The organism is Achromobacter sp. JUb104 (genome assembly GCF_024806975.1).
In the GTDB taxonomy this organism is placed as follows: Bacteria; Pseudomonadota; Gammaproteobacteria; order Burkholderiales; family Burkholderiaceae_B; genus Achromobacter; species Achromobacter spanius.
Window position 1 is genome coordinate 974,904 of record NZ_JANUEY010000001.1, and the last position, 18,214, is coordinate 993,117.

The 18,214-nt window shown below is 65.2% G+C and carries 15 protein-coding genes; 5 read left to right on the top strand and 10 right to left on the bottom strand.

Annotation, left to right across the window (positions count from 1 at the left end; genetic code table 11):
- Positions 1-82 precede the first annotated feature (82 nt).
- The 3 genes from M2361_RS04545 to M2361_RS04555 all read left to right on the top strand — a co-directional run bounded on the left by M2361_RS04545 (position 83) and on the right by M2361_RS04555 (position 3,422).
- Positions 83-1,144, top strand: coding sequence for a LacI family DNA-binding transcriptional regulator (locus M2361_RS04545; RefSeq protein WP_259246423.1), 1,062 nt, complete (start codon positions 83-85; stop codon positions 1,142-1,144).
- 161 nt (positions 1,145-1,305) lie between these two features.
- Positions 1,306-1,773, top strand: a complete 468-nt coding sequence (locus M2361_RS04550; RefSeq protein WP_259246424.1) for a MarR family winged helix-turn-helix transcriptional regulator — start codon at positions 1,306-1,308, stop codon at positions 1,771-1,773.
- Positions 1,774-1,874: 101 nt separating this feature from the next.
- On the top strand, positions 1,875-3,422 hold the full coding sequence (locus M2361_RS04555) for an MFS transporter (RefSeq protein WP_259246425.1): 1,548 nt from the start codon (positions 1,875-1,877) through the stop codon (positions 3,420-3,422).
- Positions 3,423-3,477: 55 nt separating this feature from the next.
- On the opposite strand, the gene M2361_RS04560 is transcribed toward M2361_RS04555, so the two are convergent.
- From M2361_RS04560 to M2361_RS04600, 9 genes are all read right to left on the bottom strand, one after another.
- Positions 3,478-4,743, bottom strand: coding sequence for a nitrate- and nitrite sensing domain-containing protein (locus tag M2361_RS04560; protein WP_259246426.1), 1,266 nt, complete (start codon positions 4,741-4,743; stop codon positions 3,478-3,480).
- A gap of 15 nt (positions 4,744-4,758) precedes the next feature.
- Complete coding sequence (cobA, locus tag M2361_RS04565) at positions 4,759-5,619, bottom strand: uroporphyrinogen-III C-methyltransferase (protein WP_259246428.1); 861 nt, start codon at positions 5,617-5,619, stop codon at positions 4,759-4,761.
- A gap of 15 nt (positions 5,620-5,634) precedes the next feature.
- On the bottom strand, positions 5,635-7,407 hold the full coding sequence (locus M2361_RS04570) for a bifunctional protein-serine/threonine kinase/phosphatase (protein WP_259246429.1): 1,773 nt from the start codon (positions 7,405-7,407) through the stop codon (positions 5,635-5,637).
- Positions 7,408-7,431: 24 nt separating this feature from the next.
- On the bottom strand, positions 7,432-8,244 hold the full coding sequence (locus M2361_RS04575) for a formate/nitrite transporter family protein (protein WP_050450013.1): 813 nt from the start codon (positions 8,242-8,244) through the stop codon (positions 7,432-7,434).
- 44 nt (positions 8,245-8,288) lie between these two features.
- The gene (gene nirD, locus M2361_RS04580) at positions 8,289-8,657 is read right to left on the bottom strand and encodes a nitrite reductase small subunit NirD (RefSeq protein WP_259246431.1); all 369 of its coding nucleotides are present in this window, start codon (positions 8,655-8,657) and stop codon (positions 8,289-8,291) included.
- Positions 8,657-11,230: a nitrite reductase large subunit NirB gene (gene nirB, locus M2361_RS04585; protein ID WP_259246433.1), complete on the bottom strand. Its 2,574-nt coding sequence runs from the start codon at positions 11,228-11,230 to the stop codon at positions 8,657-8,659. Before nirB ends, nirD begins: the two co-directional genes overlap by 1 nt.
- Positions 11,231-11,591: 361 nt before the next feature.
- Positions 11,592-12,245, bottom strand: coding sequence for a low affinity iron permease family protein (locus tag M2361_RS04590; protein ID WP_259246434.1), 654 nt, complete (start codon positions 12,243-12,245; stop codon positions 11,592-11,594).
- A gap of 62 nt (positions 12,246-12,307) precedes the next feature.
- Positions 12,308-13,390, bottom strand: a complete 1,083-nt coding sequence (locus M2361_RS04595; protein WP_259246436.1) for a flavodoxin family protein — start codon at positions 13,388-13,390, stop codon at positions 12,308-12,310.
- 49 nt (positions 13,391-13,439) lie between these two features.
- Positions 13,440-14,063, bottom strand: coding sequence for a helix-turn-helix domain-containing protein (locus M2361_RS04600; protein WP_259246438.1), 624 nt, complete (start codon positions 14,061-14,063; stop codon positions 13,440-13,442).
- A gap of 113 nt (positions 14,064-14,176) precedes the next feature.
- Here M2361_RS04600 and M2361_RS04605 point away from each other — a divergent pair, with 113 nt between their 5' ends.
- Positions 14,177-15,325 carry an FAD-binding oxidoreductase gene (locus M2361_RS04605; RefSeq protein ID WP_259246439.1) on the top strand — a complete coding sequence of 383 codons (1,149 nt, stop codon included), beginning with the start codon at positions 14,177-14,179 and terminating at the stop codon, positions 15,323-15,325.
- 110 nt (positions 15,326-15,435) lie between these two features.
- Here the strand turns inward: M2361_RS04605 and M2361_RS04610 are convergent, their stop codons facing one another.
- Positions 15,436-16,323 carry a LysR family transcriptional regulator gene (locus M2361_RS04610; RefSeq protein WP_259246440.1) on the bottom strand — a complete coding sequence of 296 codons (888 nt, stop codon included), beginning with the start codon at positions 16,321-16,323 and terminating at the stop codon, positions 15,436-15,438.
- Between the two features lie 223 nt (positions 16,324-16,546).
- On the opposite strand from M2361_RS04610, the gene M2361_RS04615 reads away from it, so the two are divergent.
- Positions 16,547-18,205, top strand: a complete 1,659-nt coding sequence (locus M2361_RS04615; RefSeq protein WP_259246441.1) for a GMC family oxidoreductase — start codon at positions 16,547-16,549, stop codon at positions 18,203-18,205.
- Positions 18,206-18,214 lie beyond the last annotated feature (9 nt).

Below are 18,214 nucleotides of genomic sequence, written 5' to 3' on the forward strand. Positions count from 1 at the left end.
TTTTGATGTGCCACAACAGCGCCAAACCCATGCGGCAGACTGGACAATAGTGAATTGCCGCTATCATCGTCAAACTTCTTTCATGATGGTTTTTGATGTGAATAGACCCTCGCCCGACCGTAAGCTTGCCCGCTTGGCCGATGTGGCGGCGCGCGCCGGCGTGTCAACCGCCACGGCCGACCGCGTGTTGAACCGCCGCCCCGGGGTGCGCGCCAACACCGCGCAGAAGGTCTTCAAGGCCGCCATTGAACTGGACTATCTACCCGAACAGGAACTGGCCGCCGCCGTGCCCGCCGAGCCGATGCGGCTGGTGTTCCTGCTGCCGCGCGGCAGCAACCGCTACCTGCGCATGTTGGGCGATACCGTCAGCTACGCGCACGAACACTTCGCGCCGCTGAACGCCAAGTGCCAGATTGAATACGTGGAAAGCTTCAACCCCGACGCGCTGGCCCAGGCCTTGGCCAAGCACGGCAAGCGTGCCGACGGCATTGCGTTCATGGCGCTGGAACACCCCGTGGTGCGCGAAGCGGTCAACACGCTGGCGCAGCAGGGCGTGCCCACGGTGACCTTGATTTCAGACCTGGCCAACAGCGCGCGCACGGCCTATGTGGGGCTGGACAACCGCGCCGCCGGCCGCACGGCGGGTTACCTGATCGCACGCTTCATCGGCCCGCGCGCCGCCCATGTGGCCTTGATTGCCGGCTCGCGCCATTACCGCGCGCACGAGGAACGCGAAAGCGGCTTCTTGCAGTTGTATGCCGAGCAGTTCCAGGCGATGCAGGTGGTGGACTTGCGCGAAGGCTATGACGACGCGCAGCGCAACTACGAGCAGACGCGCCAACTGCTTGAGCAATATCCCAACCTGGCGGGCATCTACAACATCGGCGGCGCGTCCGACGGCGTGGCGCGGGCCTTGAAAGAGGCCGGCTTGCAGCACCGCGTGGTGTTCATCGGCCACGGGTTGACGCCGGACACGCGCTCGCTGCTGATCGACGGCACCATGGACGCCGTCATCACGCAAAGCCCGATGGAAGCGCTGATGAGCTGCGTGCGCATTTTCAGCAACTTGCGCGACAAGCGCAGCGCGATGAATGGGGTGGAACTGGCGCGTAGCCAGGTGATCTTCCGGGAGAATTTGCCTTGATGCGGGCGCTGTTGCCTATCGTGCCGGCGCGCTTGATGCCAGTCGCCAAAACCTGCGCTTGCAATTTAACTGCCTAGGCAGATAAAATCACCCAATCGCGATCCACAGGGCTTGTTGCCCGATGCCATCGCCATCCTCGCGTCACCCCGTAACGAGACACCATGGCTTCTGCTACCCCTTCCGTGCTGGACAGGTTCTACACCGGTGAACTCGGTTTCATGGTCACGTCCGTGCGCAATGGCATCCACGATGCGCTGGCGCGCGAACTGGCGCCGTTCGAGCTGACCATGCCGCAGTACGTGGTGCTGAATTGCCTGGCCCGGGGCTGGGGCCGCACGCCCAGCGACTTCTGCCGGGTGCTGGCCTATGACTCGGGCGCGATGACCCGGCTGCTGGACCGCATCGTGGCAAAGGGTTTTATCCGCCGCGTGGAAAACGAAGCCGACCGCCGTAGCCATCTGATCGAACTTACCGAATTGGGCCAAGCCGCCTTGCCGCAAGCCTTCGCGGCGACGGACGTGGTGATGCGGCGCCTATTGGCGGGGTTTTCGGAGGACGATGCGCAGACCTTGCACTTGCTGTTGTCGCGCTTGCTGGCCAATGCGCAAAACGAACCGAAAACCGACTGAGAACGAACTGAGCATAGGGGCCGTTTTTTCGCCCCCGCTTTTTTTTTAAGCATTTACCTGCCTAGGCATATACGGCCTGGGCATAAATATGGACCACAGCCATGCAAGCTGCTGCTGCTGCTTCTCCCGCGCCATCTCCGCCGCCCGCCTTGCTGGCGACCATCGGCGCGCTTACCTTCATCGACTTCCTGCAAAACGGCATGGTCACCTTCGGCGCCACGCCCATCATGGGTGAGATCGGCGCCAGTCCCGAGGAATACACGGCCATCGCGGTCATCTACGCCTGCGTGGCGGTGGTGATGATTGCCTTGCAAGGCTGGCTGGTGCACCACCTGGGCCAGCGCCGCTATCTGCTGGCTTCCCTGGGCGCGGCGGCGGTGGGGGCGGTGGTGTGTGCGCTGTCGGTGGGCCAGGGCGGTTTCCTGGCGGGGCGGGTGTTGATGGCGATTGGCTGCGCGGCGATGCTGACCTCGTCGCGGCTGACGGTGAACTTGATTCCGCCTGGTCCGGCGCGCTTTCACGGTATCAAGGCCTTGGCCACTGGGCTGTGTACCGGCACGGCGCTGGGGCCATTGCTGGCTTCGGCGGCGGTTGATCACGATGGCTGGCCGCTGATGTTCTGGCTGGTGGCGGGGCTGTCGGTGCTGGCCATGGTGCCTGTGGTGCTTTCCATGCCGGGCAGGCAAGGGCAGGCCACCGTTGCCGGGCAGGCGCGGCTGGCGCCCATCGCGGCATTGGGCGTGGGCAGTTTCCTGCTGCTGCATGCCTTGCAACGGTCCTATTACGACTTCTTCAGTGACCGCCATCAACTGGTGCTGTTCGCCGTGGCGGGGGTCGCCGCGCTGGCCTATTTCGTGCGATCCGAAACGCGCACCGGCGCGCCCTTGCTCAAGCTGGGCGGCATGAAAGAAGTGCGCTTTCTAAGCGGCTTGGCGCTCTTCATGTTCAGTTATTTGATGCTGGGCGCCAACGGCTATCTGGTGCCGCAAATGCTGCAACGCGCGCTGGGCTTGTCGTGGTCCAACACGGGCATGTTCTTCTCGATGGGCCTGGGGGCGGGGGTGCTGACCTTTGTGGTGATGGCGCAGTTGATTGCGCGCTGGCCGTCGCCGCGCAAGTTCTTCGTGGCGGGCTTTGTGGCGCTGACGGCGTTCGGCGTGCTGATGTCCGGGCTGACGCCCACGGCCGACCCGTGGACCGACGTCTTGCCCGCGCTGGCCTGCTATGGCGTGTTCATCATGATCATCATGCCGGCCACGGCCATGAATACTTTTTCGGGGCTGACCCATGACGCGGCGGTGTTCGCGCACGCGCAGCAGGTCAAGAACATGCTGGCGCAGGTGGGGCAGGCGCTGGGCATCATGGCAGCCACGGTCAGCCAGCAGTGGCTGACCACCAAGCACTACAACGTGTTGAAGGAGAGCATTGCCGAGGGCAATGCCAATTTTGAAGCGGCCAAGGCGCAGCTCAGCAATGTGTATGCGGCGGTGGCCGACCCCGCGCAGGCGCAGCGCATGGCGCTGGCGCGGATTGCGCAGATCCTGGATCAGCAATCGGTGCTGCTGGCCAACCTAGACCACTTCCGTGCGTTGGCGGTGCTGGCCTTGACGGGGGTGCTGGTGAGTTGGACGCAGCGGGTGTTTCGGTAGCGCTGGATACCGTAGTGCTGGATCCTTGAGCCCTGGATTCCGTCACCCCCGCCTTTCAGTTGCCACCCAATTGCCCGATCACCTGCCTCGCCACGTCCGCCAGCGACAAGCCGCCGTCCATGGCGGCGCGTTGCAGGCGTTCATGCGCGGCCTGTTCGGTCAGGCCGTACTGGCTGATCAGCAGCCGCTTGGCGCGGTCGATGCGCTTTCTTTCTTCCAGCGCGCCGCGCACCGTATTCAAGGCGTCGTCGGTGCGCTGCATGCGCAGCGTCTGTTCGCGCATCATTTCCAGCACCGAGCGTTCCAGCACACTGCCCACGCCGTCCGCGGGTGGCGTGTCCACGATGCGGCTTTGCACGCTGAACACCATGCTGGGCGCACGGCCGCTGGCGTGGTCGGCATAGCGCGCCAACAGCAGTTGGCGGTCGTCGAGTTCCTGGCGGGTTTCGGCAATGCGGCGTTCGCATTGTTGCGCCAGCGCCTGCGCCAACAGGCTTTCCACTTCACGCATGGCGTCGATGCGCGCGGTGTACAGGTCGAACCACAGCTCGGCCAGGGCGCCGTCCACGCGCTGCTCGGCAGAGGTGCGTTGCGCCATGTCGCGCATGCGCTCCACCGGCTGGCCTTGTTGCTGCTGGATGCGTTCCCAACATTGCAGCGCGGCGTCTTGCGCGTATTGCACATAGATGTCGAAGCTGCGGGCCTGGTGGGCGGCCAGGCCCAGCATGCGCGCCTTCTGCGTTTCGGTGAAGAAGCCGGCCGTAAAACCGATAACGCCGGCCGCGCGTTCCTGGCCGCTGAGTTCCTTGCCCTGCATGAAGTTCAGCAGGGCGACCAGGATGCGGGTGACGCCGGGGTCCAGCGCGGAATCAGCGGCTTCGAACACCACGGCCAGCAGGCTGCTGATGATCTGCGTGAAGCGCACGTCGGCGTCGTCGGCGGGCACGGCGTGGTCGCGCACCTGGCGGCGCAGGCCGGGCAATTCGTCCAGGCGGAATAGGGCGAAGGCAATGCAGTTGAGCAGGCGCGCCTTGTCGCTGCCGTGCGGGGTCTTGGCGGCAATGCCATCAAGAAAACCGCGCACGTCGGTTTCCACGCGGGCCGCGTCTTGAACCAGCCCCGCCAGGGTTTCTTGCTGGCTGTCGGGCGCGTTGCACAGCGTCAGGTTCGAATACCCACGTTCCTTTTGCAGGGCGTGCACCAGCGCGCTGATGTGCACGGTCAGCTCGCAGGTGACGGCCAGGCTTTCCAGGCCGTGGAGTTCACTGCGCCGCGCGGCAAGCAGAAAGCGCAGGGGCGGCGGGATGTGGCGTTCGACCATAAGGTGGGGTTGTGATCAAGCGCTGCGGCGCAGCAGCGGTTCGGCGGACGGCAGGGGAAAGCGGGGCTGGACGAAGGGGAGCGCGGGGGTGGCAAGGTCGGCGGCCTCGGCGGGGTAGGCCACACCAACCGCGCCGGCCACTTCCAGCACCTGGCACGCCGCCACCTGGCCGATGACCAGCACGGCGGGGCTGCGCAACTGGAACGCAGCGGCGTCCTCGGCCATGCTGGCAAGCGTTGAGCGGCATTCGCGCTGGTCCGCCAGCGAGGCGCGTTCGATCATCGCCACGGGCATGTCGGGGGCCATGCCGGCCGCCAGCAACTGGCTGCTCATGTCGTGCAATTTGGCTACCCCCATATAGACCACCAGCGTCGTGCCGCTCTTTGCCAGCCCCGTCCAATCCGGCGTGGCGCCGTCCTGGGAATGGGCGGTGATCAGTGTAACGCCCTGGGCCATGCCGCGTTGGGTCAGGGGGATGCCGCAAGCGGTGGCGGCGGCAAGCCCGGCGGTGATGCCGTTGATGATTTCACAGCCCACGCCGTGGTCGCTCAGCCATTGGGCTTCTTCGCCGCCGCGTCCAAAAATGCAGGGGTCGCCGCCCTTCAAGCGCGCCACGCGCAGGCCCTGGCGGGCGTAGCGCAGCATCAAGCGCTGAATGAACTCTTGCGGGGTCGAGCGGCAGCCGCCGCGCTTGCCCACATACACCAGCCGCGCCTGCGGGCAGTAGTCCAGCACCTGCGGGTTGACCAGGTCGTCGACCAGCACGACGTCGGCCTGGCCCAGCACGCGCACGGCTTTCAGGGTGAGCAATTCGGGGTCGCCGGGGCCGGCGCCAATCAGCCAGACGGAGGGGGACAGGGCGGTGCTTCCGAACATGGTGTGCTCCTGAATTCAGCGATCAAGCAAAAGAAAGATGACGATGGCAAACAGGACCAGGCACAGGCCTTTCCAGAATGCCAAGGGGTTGCGTTCCAGCAGCGGCAGGCGTTCGCCCCGGCGCGCGGCCTCGGGCGGATGGCGCAGCGCATGCGTGAATTCGGATAGCTCGGGCGTGCGCAGCGCAGGGTCGGGATGCAGGGCGCGGCTAAGCACGCCGTCGATCCACGCCGGCAGTTCGCGGTCGCGGTCCAGCACTGATACATAGGTCAGCCGCATCTGCGCGGCGCGGCTGCGGGCGCGCGCCACGTCCGCGCCGTAGGGCAGGCGGCCGGACAGCATCTGGTACAGCATCGCGGCCAGCGAATACAGGTCCGACCGCGAGGTGCCGGCTTCGCCCAGGAAGTACTCGGGCGCGGCGTATTGCGCGGTGCCCAGCATGGACGGCGCGTCGTCGTTTTGGGTGGCGCCGTCCCACAAGCCGGCCGCCTGCGTCGAGCCCAGGTCGATGATGCGCGCCACGCCGTCGTCGCCGATCAAAATGTTGTCGGGCCGCAGATCCTGATGCACGATCTCCAGCCGGTGAAACGCTTGTAGGCCGCGGGCAACTTGTTCAATCAGCGTCACCGCCTGGTCCAGCGTGGGGCGCGGATGCTCGGCCATCCAGCGCGTCAGCGTGCGCCCGGGCAGGTATTCGCTGACCGTGTAGAGATAACGGCGCGTGCGCGGCATCGGCCAGGCGCGCACCACGTGGCGGCTGTCGATGCGGCGCGCGATCCATTCCTCGGTCAGCAGCCGTTCCAGATAGGCCGGGTCGTGGCGCAGGTCCAGCGAGGGGATCTTGATGACCACCTTATCGCCGCTGTCGATGTCCTGCGCCAGGTAGACGTGGCTGCGGTGGCTGGCTTGCAGCTCGTCCTGAATGCGGAAGCCTTCGAATTCCATGCCGGCGGTCAGCAAGGGCGGGCAGGGCAGGTTCAGGCTGTAGCGCGCGATTTCATCGGCGCGGCGCGCGGGCAGCGCATCCACGCGGACGATCTGCACGGTCAGGTTGTCGTCGCTGCCGCGATCGAATGCCAGGCGGGCCAGGCTGTGCGCGGCCGCGTCCAGCGTGTCCGGATGCGCGGCGATGGCTTGTGTCACGTCGTCTGCGTTGATGTGTTCATACACGCCGTCGGTGGCCAGCAGAAAGACGTCGCCCGCTTCCAGCGGCTGCGTGTGATAGTCGATTTCAAGGTGGGGCGTCAGGCCCAGCGCGCGCCCCAGATAGCTTTTGTCTTGCGATATCCAGACGCGATGGTCGTCAGTCAATTGCTCCATCGCGCCCGCGCGCAGCCGGTAGATGCGCGCGTCACCAATATGCAGGATGTGCGCGGTGGTGGCCTTCAGCACCATCACGGTCATGGTGCAGACGTAGCCCCGGTCGGCGTCGCGCGGCTGGTCGGGGTGATGGCGCTGGCGCGTCTGCGCGTGCAGCCAGCTATTGGCCGCGCTCAGTACCTTGTGGGCCGACTTCTTTACCGACCAGGTTTCGGGCGTGCAGTAATAGTCTTCCAGGAAGCTCGCCACGGCGGTCTCGCTGGCAATGTGGCTGACCTGACTGCTGCTGATGCCGTCGGCCAGCGCCACCGCCACGCCCTTGGCGCCCAGCAAGGGCTCGCCCGGTACGCACAGGCCGTGGAAGTCCTGGTTGACGGGCTTCCTGCCGGGTTCGGTGTGTTGGCCCACCGCCACCTGCAAAGAGGCGGCGCTGGGCTTAAACCCGGGCTCGGGCTCGCGACGGTCCATTACGGCTGACGTCCTGGCGCGTGATCAGTTGAAGCGGCGCTTGGGGGCCGTCTTCATGTGCGTCGTGTACAAGGTCAGGCCGGTCAGCGAGAGGCCGCCGATCAGGTTGCCCAGCACCACGGGGATCTCGTTCCAGATCATGTAGTCCATGATGGAAAAATTGCCGCCCATGATCATCGCCGAGGGGAACAGGAACATGTTGACGATGGAATGCTCGAAGCCCATCGCGAAGAACAGCATCACGGGCATCCACATGGCAATCACCTTGCCGCTGACCGACGTGGAAATCATGGCGCCGACCACGCCCAGCGACACCATCCAGTTGCACAGCACGCCACGGATGAAGATGGTGAGCATGCCGCCCGCGCCGTATTCCTTGTAGCCCAGCGTGCGGTTTTCACCGATGTGCGAAATGACTTCGCCGACCTTGTTGGGTGGCACGGAAAAGCCGTAGGTGAACACAATCGACATCAGCACGGCCACCGTCAATGCCCCCAGAAAGTTGCCGACAAAGACAAAGCCCCAGTGCTTGAGGATGCCCTTGAAGGTCACGCCCGGGCGCTTGTCGAACAGCGCCAGCGGGGTCAGCACGAACACGCCGGTCAACAGGTCGAAACCCATCAGGTACAGGATGCAAAAGCCCACCGGAAACAGCGCGGCGCCCAGGATGGGTGAGCCGGTCTGCACGGTGACGGTCACGGCGAACACGGCGGCAATAGCCAGGATGGCGCCCGCCATGAAGGCGCGGATCAGCACGTCGCGCGTGGCCATGTAGATTTTGGATTCGCCGGCGTCCACCATCTTGGTGACGAATTCGGAAGGGACCAGGTAGGACATGATTTACCTATCGTGTTGATGACTGTGAAAAGGGAAACGCGCGGTCAGGCGATTTCAACGGTGTCGCCGTTGAACCGGGCCTGCCAGGTGCGCAATTGCTGTTCGGGGTATTGCACGCAACTTCCATCCGCCAGCCGGAAGTGCTGCTTGTAGAGCGGCGAGGCCACCACCAGGCTGCCGCCCAGGTGGCCGACCAGGCCGCGTCCGATGACGTTGGCGCCGGATTTCGGGTCGCGGTTTTCAATGGCGTAGAGCGGGTTGCCGTCGGCTGCGGGCACGTAGAACAGGGCAATCTGCTGGCCGTCCAGCAAGACGACCACGCCGGAATCGGCCACCAGGTCATCGCGGGTGCAGACGGTACGCCAGGCCAGCGTCGGGGTAGCGGGGGCGGGGGCAAGGGCTGAAGCATTCATCAGACGATCTCCTCGGCAATGGGGATGACGCGCGTGGGCTTACGATCAAGCTCGGCGGCTCGCGCGGGGCGAGGCTGGCCGCGTTCCTGCACGAATTGAATGTCCGGGTCGCCGCCGCGCTCGTTGACGAAGGTGCGGAAGCGCTTGAGCTTTTCCGGGCTGCTGACGGTGTTGGCCCATTCGCATTCATAGCGGTCCACCACCAGTTGCATCTGCGCCTCCAGCTCGGCGGCCAGGCCCAGGCTGTCGTTCAGCACCACGTCTTTCAGATAGTCCAGCCCGCCTTCCAGCGACTCGCGCCACACCGACGTGCGTTGCAGCTTGTCGGCGGTGCGGATGTAGAACATCAGCACGCGGTCGATGATGCGGATCAGCGTGGCGTCATCCAGGTCGGTGGCGAACAGTTCGGCGTGGCGCGGGCGCATGCCGCCGTTGCCGCACACGTACAGGTTCCAGCCGTTCTCGGTGGCGATGACGCCGATGTCCTTGCTTTGCGCCTCGGCGCATTCGCGAGTGCAGCCCGACACCGCGAACTTCAGCTTGTGCGGCGAACGCAGGCCCTTGTAGCGGTGTTCGATGTCCAGCGCCATGCGCACGCTGTCTTGCACGCCATAGCGGCACCAAGTGCTGCCCACGCAAGACTTCACGGTGCGGGTCGACTTGCCGTAGGCGTGGCCGGTTTCAAAGCCGGCGGCGATCAGTTCGCTCCAGATGTCGGGCAGCTCGTGCAGTTGCGCGCCGAACAGGTCGATGCGTTGGCCGCCCGTAATCTTCGTGTACAGCTTGTATTTCTTGGCGACGGCGCCGATGGCGATCAGACCGTCGGGCGTGATCTCGCCGGCAGGAATGCGCGGCACCACTGAGTAGGTGCCGTTCTTCTGCATGTTCGCCATGAAGGTGTCGTTGGTGTCTTGCAGCGGCACCAGGCGCGGTTCCTGAATGGGGCGGTTCCAGCACGAGGCCAGGATGGAGCCCACGGCGGGCTTGCAGATGTCGCAGCCGACGTGGCCCTTGCCATGGCTGGCCAGGAGTTCTTCGAACGTTTCGATGCTGCCCACGCGCACGATGGCGTAGAGCTCTTGGCGCGTATAGGCGAAGTGTTCGCACAGGCTTTTGTCGACCGTTACGCCCCGGCTCGACAGTTCGTGTTCCACCACTTGCTTGAGCAGCGCCGCGCAACCGCCGCAGCCCGAAGCTGCCTTGGTGCAGCTTTTGACGCCGGCCAGGTCCGTGCAGCCGCCGTCGATGGCGGCGCTGACCGCGCCCTTGCTGACGTTGTGACAGGAGCAGATGGTGGCGGTGGCGGGCAGCGCATCCACGCCCAACGCGGGCGCGGCGCTGCTGGCGGGCAGGATCAGGCTGGCCGGATCCAAGGGCGGCGCAATGCCGTTCTGCGCGTATTGCAGCAGCGTGTCGTAGTAGCGGTTGTCGCCCACCAGCACCGCACCCAGCACGCGCTTGCCGTCGGCCGACACCACCAGACGGCGGTAGCTGGCGCCGGCTTCATCGATAAAGCGATAGCTGCGCGCGCCCGGCGTCTTGCCATGCGCGTCGCCAATCGAGCCCACGTCCACGCCCAGCAGCTTGAGCTTGGTGGACATGTCGGCGCCGGTGAACGTGTGTTCCGATGCGCCGCACAGTTCGGCCGCGGCGATGCGCGCCATCTGGTAGCCGGGTGCCACCAGGCCGAACACGCTGCCGTTCCAGGCGGCACATTCGCCGATGGCATAGATGTTGTCGTCGCTGGTACGGCAATGGTCGTCAATGGCCACGCCACCGCGTTCAGCCAGCGTCAGGCCAGCTTTGCGCGCCAACGCCACTTGCGGGCGGATGCCGGCGGAAAACACGATCAGGTCGGTTTCCAGCGGCGCGCCTTCGGCAAAGCGCATGCGGTAGCGATATTGCGTGCCGGGCTTGATGTCCTGCGTGGCGCGCGACAGATGCACGCCCACGCCCAGCGCCTCGACGCGCGCCTTCAAGGCGGCGCCGCCTTCCTCGTCCAACTGCACCGGCATCAGGCGCGGCGCGAATTCCACCACATGCGCTTCCAGGTTCAGCGACTTCAAGGCATTGGCGGCTTCCAGCCCCAACAGGCCGCCGCCCACCACCACGCCCCGGCGCGCGCCTTGGGCGGCCTCGCGGATCAGGTCCAGGTCGTCGATGCTGCGGTACACCAGGCGCGAGGCCCCCTCGGCGCCCGCGATGGGCGGCACGAAGGGGTAAGAGCCGGTGGCCAGCACCAGCTTGTCGTAGCCGACGCGGCCATTGGCGGTGATGACTGCTTGCGCGTGGCGGTCGATGTCCAGCACCGGCTCGCCCAGATGCAGCGTGAGCCCGTCGCGTTCATAGAAGGCGGCATCGCTCATCGACATGGATTCGGCGTCGCGGCCATTCAGGTATTCGGACAGGTGGACGCGGTCGTAGGCGCGGCGCGTTTCCTCGCCATAGACGTGGATGCGATAGCGCTCAAGCGCGCCTTGGGCGATCAGTTGTTCGACGCAATGGTGGCCCACCATGCCGTTGCCGATGACGACCAAGGTCTGCAAGGAATCGGGAGTGGCCGCTGCTTTCATGAATATCCCCAGGCTTGTGGTTTGGGTTTCAAAAGACAAAAAGCGCCCTGGACCTTTCGGTCGGGGCGCCTTTGCCGGTACTGCTTGAATTGTGTTGCGGGCCTTGCGGCCTGCATGAACAACTTAAGCAAAGACCATGCCAGGTTGGGTCGGAGAGTGGGCCGGGAAGCTGTGTGCCAAGGCTTGGACGCGGGGCGTCATAGGAGAAATTGCGGAATGCGGGCGGGGAGCAAGCCGATCGGGGTGGGGCGGATCGGGGTGGGGCAGGAAGCGACTGCCATCGTCGGATGCCTCAAAGCGGTGCAAGCCGTTGTGCGCGCCGCACTGGTTTGGCGCAGCGCAACATGGGGGCTTGGCCGCGTCAGTGGCGCGCGGCCTTGCCCACACGCAGCGCGCCGCGCCGCACGCGCAGGCTGGCGCGCACCGTGGTCTTGGCGCCCCTGACGGATTTGGGGCGGTGGGATTTGCTGCCGACGTTGTTGTGGGCTTTGCTGCCGGCATTGCCGCCGGGTTGGCCCTTGCGACCCTTGCGACGGCCGCCGCGCGCCTGGGCCCGCGCGCGCGCCGTGCAGGCGGCAGCCAGGGCCAGCAGCTTGTCTTCGTCCAGTTGTTCGGCATCCACCAATTGTTCGTCGGCGCCTTTCATGGCCAGCAGCAGATCGTCCAGCTTCAGGTGCAGCGCGCGGCTGTCCTTGTTCTGGTTTTGCTGGATCAGGAACACCATCAGGAACGTGACGATGGTGGTGCCGGTGTTGATCACCAACTGCCAGGTTTCGGAATAGCCGAAGACGGGGCCGGTGACGGCCCACAGCAGCACGGCGCACAAGGCCGTGCCAAACGCGATGGGCGACCCCGCCCAATGCGTGACATGCGCCGCGAAATGGTCAAAGAACCTGGTGACGGCGTTCGATTTTTTGGGAAGCCGCGATGAGTCCTTGGTGGTCGCTTTCGCCGTCTCGTCGGGCTTTTCTTGCCGCTGTGGGGCCGTCGTCGTCGGTTGTGGTTTATCTTGCATGAGCATCACTTGCCAATCCTCATTGCTGTTCAATCCCTGTCGCCGCATAAGCAACGTGACGCTTACTTGGGCCGAGGCTCGCGCAGCCCTTTATCAGGGGGCGCCAGTTCCCCTGCGCGCAGGCGCGGCAGGCACTGCGCCATCGCGCGCGCCACGTTGCGCACTTCTTCCTGCACGGCCTGGTCGCAATCCAGGTCGGCATGGCTGGTGGCGTAGGGCTGGTAGTAGCCGATGTAGCGGTCCAGCCGCGACATCGCCCCGGCGTCGATCAGGCCCATCCAGTCCAGCCAGTCGCTCAAGGCGCGTCGCTGGCCTTCGATGCCGGCCACGTCGCCATGCACGACGAGGCCGTAAGCACGCCCCGCCAGATGTTTGGGATAGGGCCAGCCGTCCAGTTCAATACGCTTGGCCTTGGCCGCGTCCTTGCCGGATGTGGAGGTGGGGTCGGGGTTGCCGCCATCGGCGCACACCAGCCGGTCGATCATCAGCTTCAACGGGCTGGGCGATTGGTACCAATAGGTCGGCGCCAGCAAGATCACCCCATGGGCCGCCACCCACTGTTCGTAGATGTCGTTCATGGCGTCGTTGTCCTGGCCCAGGGAATGATTGGGATAGCAACTGCATGGCCAATGGCACAGCGGCATGGCGGTGGAGACGCAGCCTTTACAGGGATGGATCTGGTACTGGTATTCGGATGTCAGCCGGCTCAGGTCCAGCATGTCGGCTTGCACGTCGGCGCTGGCGAGTTCTGCGCTGACGATCTGGGCCAGGCGCCAGGTTTTGGAGACCTCGCCCGGACAGGTGCCGTCGTTGCGCGCCGCGCCCACCACCACCAGCACGCGCGAGCGGGTGGCGGGGTCGCGTTGCGTATTGGCGGCTTGCGCCAGGCGGTCGTGCGCTTCCTTCCATTCCACCGACAGGTCGTAGTCCGGGTCGGCGTAGGCCGCGCCGGCCTTTACGGTGATGGGGGCCTTGCGGCCGCCTTGGTAAGCGTCCCAGGCGATGGCTTCCAGGCGGTTCAGCGCATCCTGTTCCGTCTGAAAAGCCGGGTCGTAGAAGCGGCGCATGAAGCGCAGCCTGAAGGTGTCGCGCGCAAGCGGGCCGGTGTATTGGCCTTTGCGCACATCGGGCTTGGGTGCGGTCATGGGGGCTGCCTGCTGAAGTGACGCAGGAAGCCAGCAAGCCGCGTGCCCGTTATTGGCCGCCTGTCATTACCACCATGACCTCAGCTGGCTTGGGGCTGCGCGACAAATAGATATGCCCCACGCCGCTGTCGAAGTAAGCCGTCTCGTGCTTGGTCAGCACCAGCGATTCCCCGTTTTCAAAGCGGATTTCCAGTTCGCCTTCCAACACCACCAGGAATTCCTGGCCGGCGTGGCGCATGTAGTCCTCGAACTCCGACTCCTCGCGGGCCAGGATGCGGCCATACATGGGCGTCATGCTGCGCTGCGGATACTGGCCGGCCAACAGCTTGTAGTCGTAGGTGCCCGTCATGTAGCCCGGCGATTCGGCCAGCGTACAGCGCAGGGCTGAGGGGGCGGGGCCGTCGCTGGCGTCTTTTCCCGGGGCCGTGACCGGGCCGAACAAGGCGGCGATGTCAACGTCCAGCGCGCGCGCCACGGCGGCGAATTTGGCATAGCTGATGGACACCTGCCCCAGTTCCATCTTTGACAAGGTGGACAGCGCCACACCGGTCAGGGCCGACAGCTCCTTCAGGGTCATGGAGCGCGCCCGGCGCAGCGCGCGCAGCCGTATGCCCAGGCTGCTGCGGTCAGCCAGGATGTTGGTGGCGGGCGAGGGCGGACGGATGATCGGCATGTTGGTGCTTTCCCTTAGCGGCACGGGCTGGCGCAATACTAGCCTGCCTTTTTTCGTTGACGGATATTTTGTCATATCCGAGAATTCTCTAATCCGAGAATTATGGAAACACCATGAGTGAGCAGCAGTTCGACGTTGTCATCATCGGGGCCGGTATTGCCGGTGCATCTTTGGCTTACCGCTTGACGGCGGAATCGTCGTCGCCGATGCGCGTACTGCTGCTGGAACGCGAAGCGCAACCCGGTTATCACGCCACCGGCCGCTCTGCCGCGATGTTCATGGAAACCTATGGTACGCCCCAGATCCAGGCGCTGACGCGCGCCAGCCGTGCCTTTTATGAGCAGCCGCCCGAAGGCTTCACCGAGCACCCGCTGCTGCATGAGCGCGGCTGCCTGTACATCGCCAGCGCGGACCAGCGCGACACGCTCATGGAAACCTACGAAGGTGCGCAGGCGTTGGCCGGCAACGTGCAGTTGCTGGACGCGGCACAGGCCTTGTCCCGCGTGCCCTGCATTCGGCCCGAGGCGGTGGCGGGCGGCGCCATGTTTGAACCCGATGCCCGTGACCTGGACGTGCATGCGCTGCATCAGGGCTTTCTGGCGGGCGCGCGGCGGCATGGCGTGGTGCTGCGGTGCAACGCCGAGCTGGAGTCGGGCGAAAAATCGGGCGAAACCTGGACGCTGCTTCTCAAAGACGGCACGCGGCTGCAAGCGCGCATCGTCGTCAACGCCGCGGGCGCCTGGGCCGACGATGTGGCGCAGCGTTGCGGCGTGGCGCCGGTGGGCTTGCAGCCTTGCCGGCGAAGCGCTTTCACGTTCCCCGCGCCGGAAGGGGTCGATTGCAGCGCCTGGCCGGCCGTGGTCGGCATTGACGAGTCTTTCTATTTCAAGCCCGATGCGGGCCAGTTGCTGGGTTCGCCCGCCAACGCGGATCCGGTGGCCGCGCACGACGTGGTGGCCGAAGAGCTGGACGTGGCGACCGGCATCTATCACATCGAAGCGGCCACCACGCTGAGCATCCGACGGCCCTCGCACGTGTGGGCCGGGCTGCGCTCGTTTGTGCCGGACGGCGACATGGTGGTGGGTTTTGACGATGCCCAGCGTGGGTTCTTCTGGTTGGCGGCGCAGGGCGGATATGGCATTCAGTCGGCGGCGGGGGTGTCTGCATTGGCGGCGTCGCTGGTCACCGGCCAAGCCTTGCCGGTGGAACTGATCGACCAGGGCGTGGCGCCATCCTTGATGACGCCGCTTAGGCTGCGTTGAGCGTGGCGCTGATCATCGTTGGCGCCAAGTTTTCCGATGGCGCGTTCGGTATCGGGAACGGGGGCGCACTTTGCAGTGATCCTAAGCCCCTTAAAGTCCCTCAAAGCCCCTTAGCCAAACGCTGCCCTGACGGCGGCAAAGGCGGCCGCCACCAAGGGGTCGCCTTGGCGGGCGGCCTGGGTAATGAAAGACAGCTCGGCGGGGATCGCCAGCCCGGGTAACAACAACAAGCCATTTGCCTGGGACTCGCGTAGCGCTATCGAATCACGCACCAGGGACAGCCCCACGCCCGAGCGCACCAAGTCCAGCATGGACGCTTCCTGATCCACTTCGGCCACCGCGTTGGGCGCGATGCCCAGCGCGTCGAACTTGGCCGCCAGCAAGCGGTGGTGCACGGAATCCGGCGGGGTCCAGATCCAGGGCAGGGCGGCAATCTCCTGCCAGCCTCGGCCTGCTACCTGCGCGCCCCAACCCTTGGGCGCCACCACGTAATAGGTAAACGACGCCAGGGGCAGGACTTCCAGCAAGGGGGCGCCGCCCGTTGCGCCGGCCGGCCCCAAATAGAAACCCACGTCCAAATCACCCGCCCGCACCTGTCGGCCGACGGACCCTGACATGCCATGGCGCAGCGTGGGTCGGATCTTCGGATAGTGTTCCACCAGGTATTGCAGCGTGGCGCCCAGGCGCAGGAACTCCGGGTCCAGGATGGTGCCGATGCGCAGTTCGCCTTGTACCGTGTCGCGCAGGGCGCCGATGGCGCGTTGGAAATCTTCCATGGCGTCCAGGATGCGCAGCGCGGACGGCAGCAGCGCCCGGCCATCCGCGTTGGGCGCCAGCCCCTGCGCCGTGCGCGCGAAGAGCGTCAGGTCCAGCGATTCCTGGAAGTTCTTCAATTGCAGGCTTAGCGCGGGCTGGGTCACATGCAGGTGTTCCGCCGCGCGCGTCAGGTTGCCTTCCCGCGCCACGGCGGCAAAGGTGCGGATGTGCTTCAAGTCCATGGCGCTGTCCGTTGCGGAAAGGGGGTGAGCATTATTAAAGATGCTTATAAGCCGAATTTCAACTTTTCATTGGACAGTTGGGGGCGGCTGCGCCAGAGTCATGCAGACGCGGGTGACGGCAAGCGATGAACGGCAAGCGACGAACGGCAAGCAATGCACGACAAGTCATGCCCCGCAAAACACACAAAAGCAGATAAAAAATGCTTATGGAGACATACGGTTGATGGAGACATACGATTTCGTCATCGTGGGCGCGGGCTCGGCCGGCTGCGTGCTGGCCAACCGCTTAAGCAAGGACCCCAACACGAACGTGCTGTTGCTGGAAGCCGGGGGCCGCGACAACTACCACTGGATCCACATCCCCGTGGGCTACCTGTATTGCATCGGCAACCCCCGCACCGACTGGATGTACCGCACGGTCAAGGAAGCCGGGCTGGGCGGGCGTTCCTTGATTTATCCGCGCGGCCGGGTGCTGGGCGGATGCTCGTCGATCAACGGCATGATCTACATGCGTGGCCAGCGTGAAGACTACGAGGACTGGGCCGCGCTGTCCGGCGACCCGGGCTGGAGCTGGGACCAGGTGCTGCCGGTCTTCAAGCGCAGCGAAGACTATCATCGTGGCGCCGACGAATTCCATGGCGCGGGCGGGGAATGGCGGGTCGAGGCGCAACGGCTGCGTTGGGACATCCTGGAAGCCTTTGCCGCCGCGGCCGAACAGGAAGGCATCCCCCGGGTTCAGGATTTCAACCGTGGCGACAACTTCGGCAGCGGCTATTTCGAAGTGAACCAACGCAGCGGTTGGCGCTGGAACACGGCCAAGGCATTTTTGCGGCCGGTGATGAAGCGGCCCAATCTGCACGTGATGACGGGCGCGCAAGCCGAACAACTGGTGTTCGAGGGCAAGCGTTGCGTGGGCGTGCAAGTGCGGCTTGAAGGCAAGGGCAAGGAGCGTGGCACGCCGCGGACGATTACCGTGCGCGCTCGCCGCGAAGTCGTCATGGCGGCGGGCGCCGTCAACACCCCGCATCTGCTTGAACTGTCCGGCATCGGCGAACCCGCGCGCCTGCGCGAAAGCGGCATTGGTTTGCGCCACGCCTTGCCCGGCGTGGGCGAAAACCTGCAAGACCATCTGCAACTGCGGGTGATTCTTAAGGTGAATGGCGTGAAGACGCTGAACCGCATTGCCGGGTCGTGGCTGGGCAAGGCGGGCATCGGCCTGGAATACCTGTTGCGCCGGCGCGGGCCGATGAGCATGGCGCCGTCGCAGTTGGGCGCGTTTGCCAAGTCCGACCCCGGCCAGGCGCGCGCCAATGTGGAATTCCATGTGCAGCCCTTGTCGCTGGGGGCGTTTGGCGAACCGCTGCATGCCTTCGATGCCTTCACGGCCAGCGTGTGCAACCTGCGGCCAACCTCGCGCGGCAGCGTGCATGCCCAAGGGGCGGCGGGCACGCCCGATGGCGCGGCGCCCGTCATCGCGGCCAATTACCTGAGCACGGAAGCAGACATCCAGGTGGCGGCGGATTCCATCCGGCTGGTGCGGCGCATTGCCGCCGCGCCCGCCTTGCAGTGCTATCAGCCTGAGGAATGGTTGCCCGGGCCGGACTACCAGACGGACGAGCAATTGCGCGAGGCGGCCGGCAAGATCGGCACGACCATCTTCCATCCGGTGGGCACCTGCGCCATGGGCAAGAACGCGGACAGCGGCGCGGTGGTGGACGCGCGCCTGCGTGTCTTCGGGTTGGAGGGGCTGCGCATTGCGGATGCCTCGGTGATGCCGCTGATCACATCAGGCAACACCAATTCGCCCACCATCATGATCGCGGAGCGCGCCGCGGACATGATCCTGGAAGACGCGCGGGCAGAATCGCGGGCAGACGCGTAGGAAAGCCCG

Bases quoted from the DNA above. Each gene is read 5' to 3' on its own strand.
- M2361_RS04545 (WP_259246423.1), top strand. From the start codon at position 83: ATGATGGTTTTTGATGTGAATAGACCCTCGCCCGACCGTAAGCTTGCC.
- M2361_RS04550 (WP_259246424.1), top strand. From the start codon at position 1,306: ATGGCTTCTGCTACCCCTTCCGTGCTGGACAGGTTCTACACCGGTGAA.
- M2361_RS04555 (WP_259246425.1), top strand. From the start codon at position 1,875: ATGCAAGCTGCTGCTGCTGCTTCTCCCGCGCCATCTCCGCCGCCCGCC.
- M2361_RS04560 (WP_259246426.1), bottom strand. From the start codon at position 4,743: ATGGTCGAACGCCACATCCCGCCGCCCCTGCGCTTTCTGCTTGCCGCG.
- cobA (WP_259246428.1), bottom strand. From the start codon at position 5,619: ATGTTCGGAAGCACCGCCCTGTCCCCCTCCGTCTGGCTGATTGGCGCC.
- M2361_RS04570 (WP_259246429.1), bottom strand. From the start codon at position 7,407: ATGGACCGTCGCGAGCCCGAGCCCGGGTTTAAGCCCAGCGCCGCCTCT.
- M2361_RS04575 (WP_050450013.1), bottom strand. From the start codon at position 8,244: ATGTCCTACCTGGTCCCTTCCGAATTCGTCACCAAGATGGTGGACGCC.
- nirD (WP_259246431.1), bottom strand. From the start codon at position 8,657: ATGAATGCTTCAGCCCTTGCCCCCGCCCCCGCTACCCCGACGCTGGCC.
- nirB (WP_259246433.1), bottom strand. From the start codon at position 11,230: ATGAAAGCAGCGGCCACTCCCGATTCCTTGCAGACCTTGGTCGTCATC.
- M2361_RS04590 (WP_259246434.1), bottom strand. From the start codon at position 12,245: ATGCAAGATAAACCACAACCGACGACGACGGCCCCACAGCGGCAAGAA.
- M2361_RS04595 (WP_259246436.1), bottom strand. From the start codon at position 13,390: ATGACCGCACCCAAGCCCGATGTGCGCAAAGGCCAATACACCGGCCCG.
- M2361_RS04600 (WP_259246438.1), bottom strand. From the start codon at position 14,063: ATGCCGATCATCCGTCCGCCCTCGCCCGCCACCAACATCCTGGCTGAC.
- M2361_RS04605 (WP_259246439.1), top strand. From the start codon at position 14,177: ATGAGTGAGCAGCAGTTCGACGTTGTCATCATCGGGGCCGGTATTGCC.
- M2361_RS04610 (WP_259246440.1), bottom strand. From the start codon at position 16,323: ATGGACTTGAAGCACATCCGCACCTTTGCCGCCGTGGCGCGGGAAGGC.
- M2361_RS04615 (WP_259246441.1), top strand. From the start codon at position 16,547: ATGGAGACATACGATTTCGTCATCGTGGGCGCGGGCTCGGCCGGCTGC.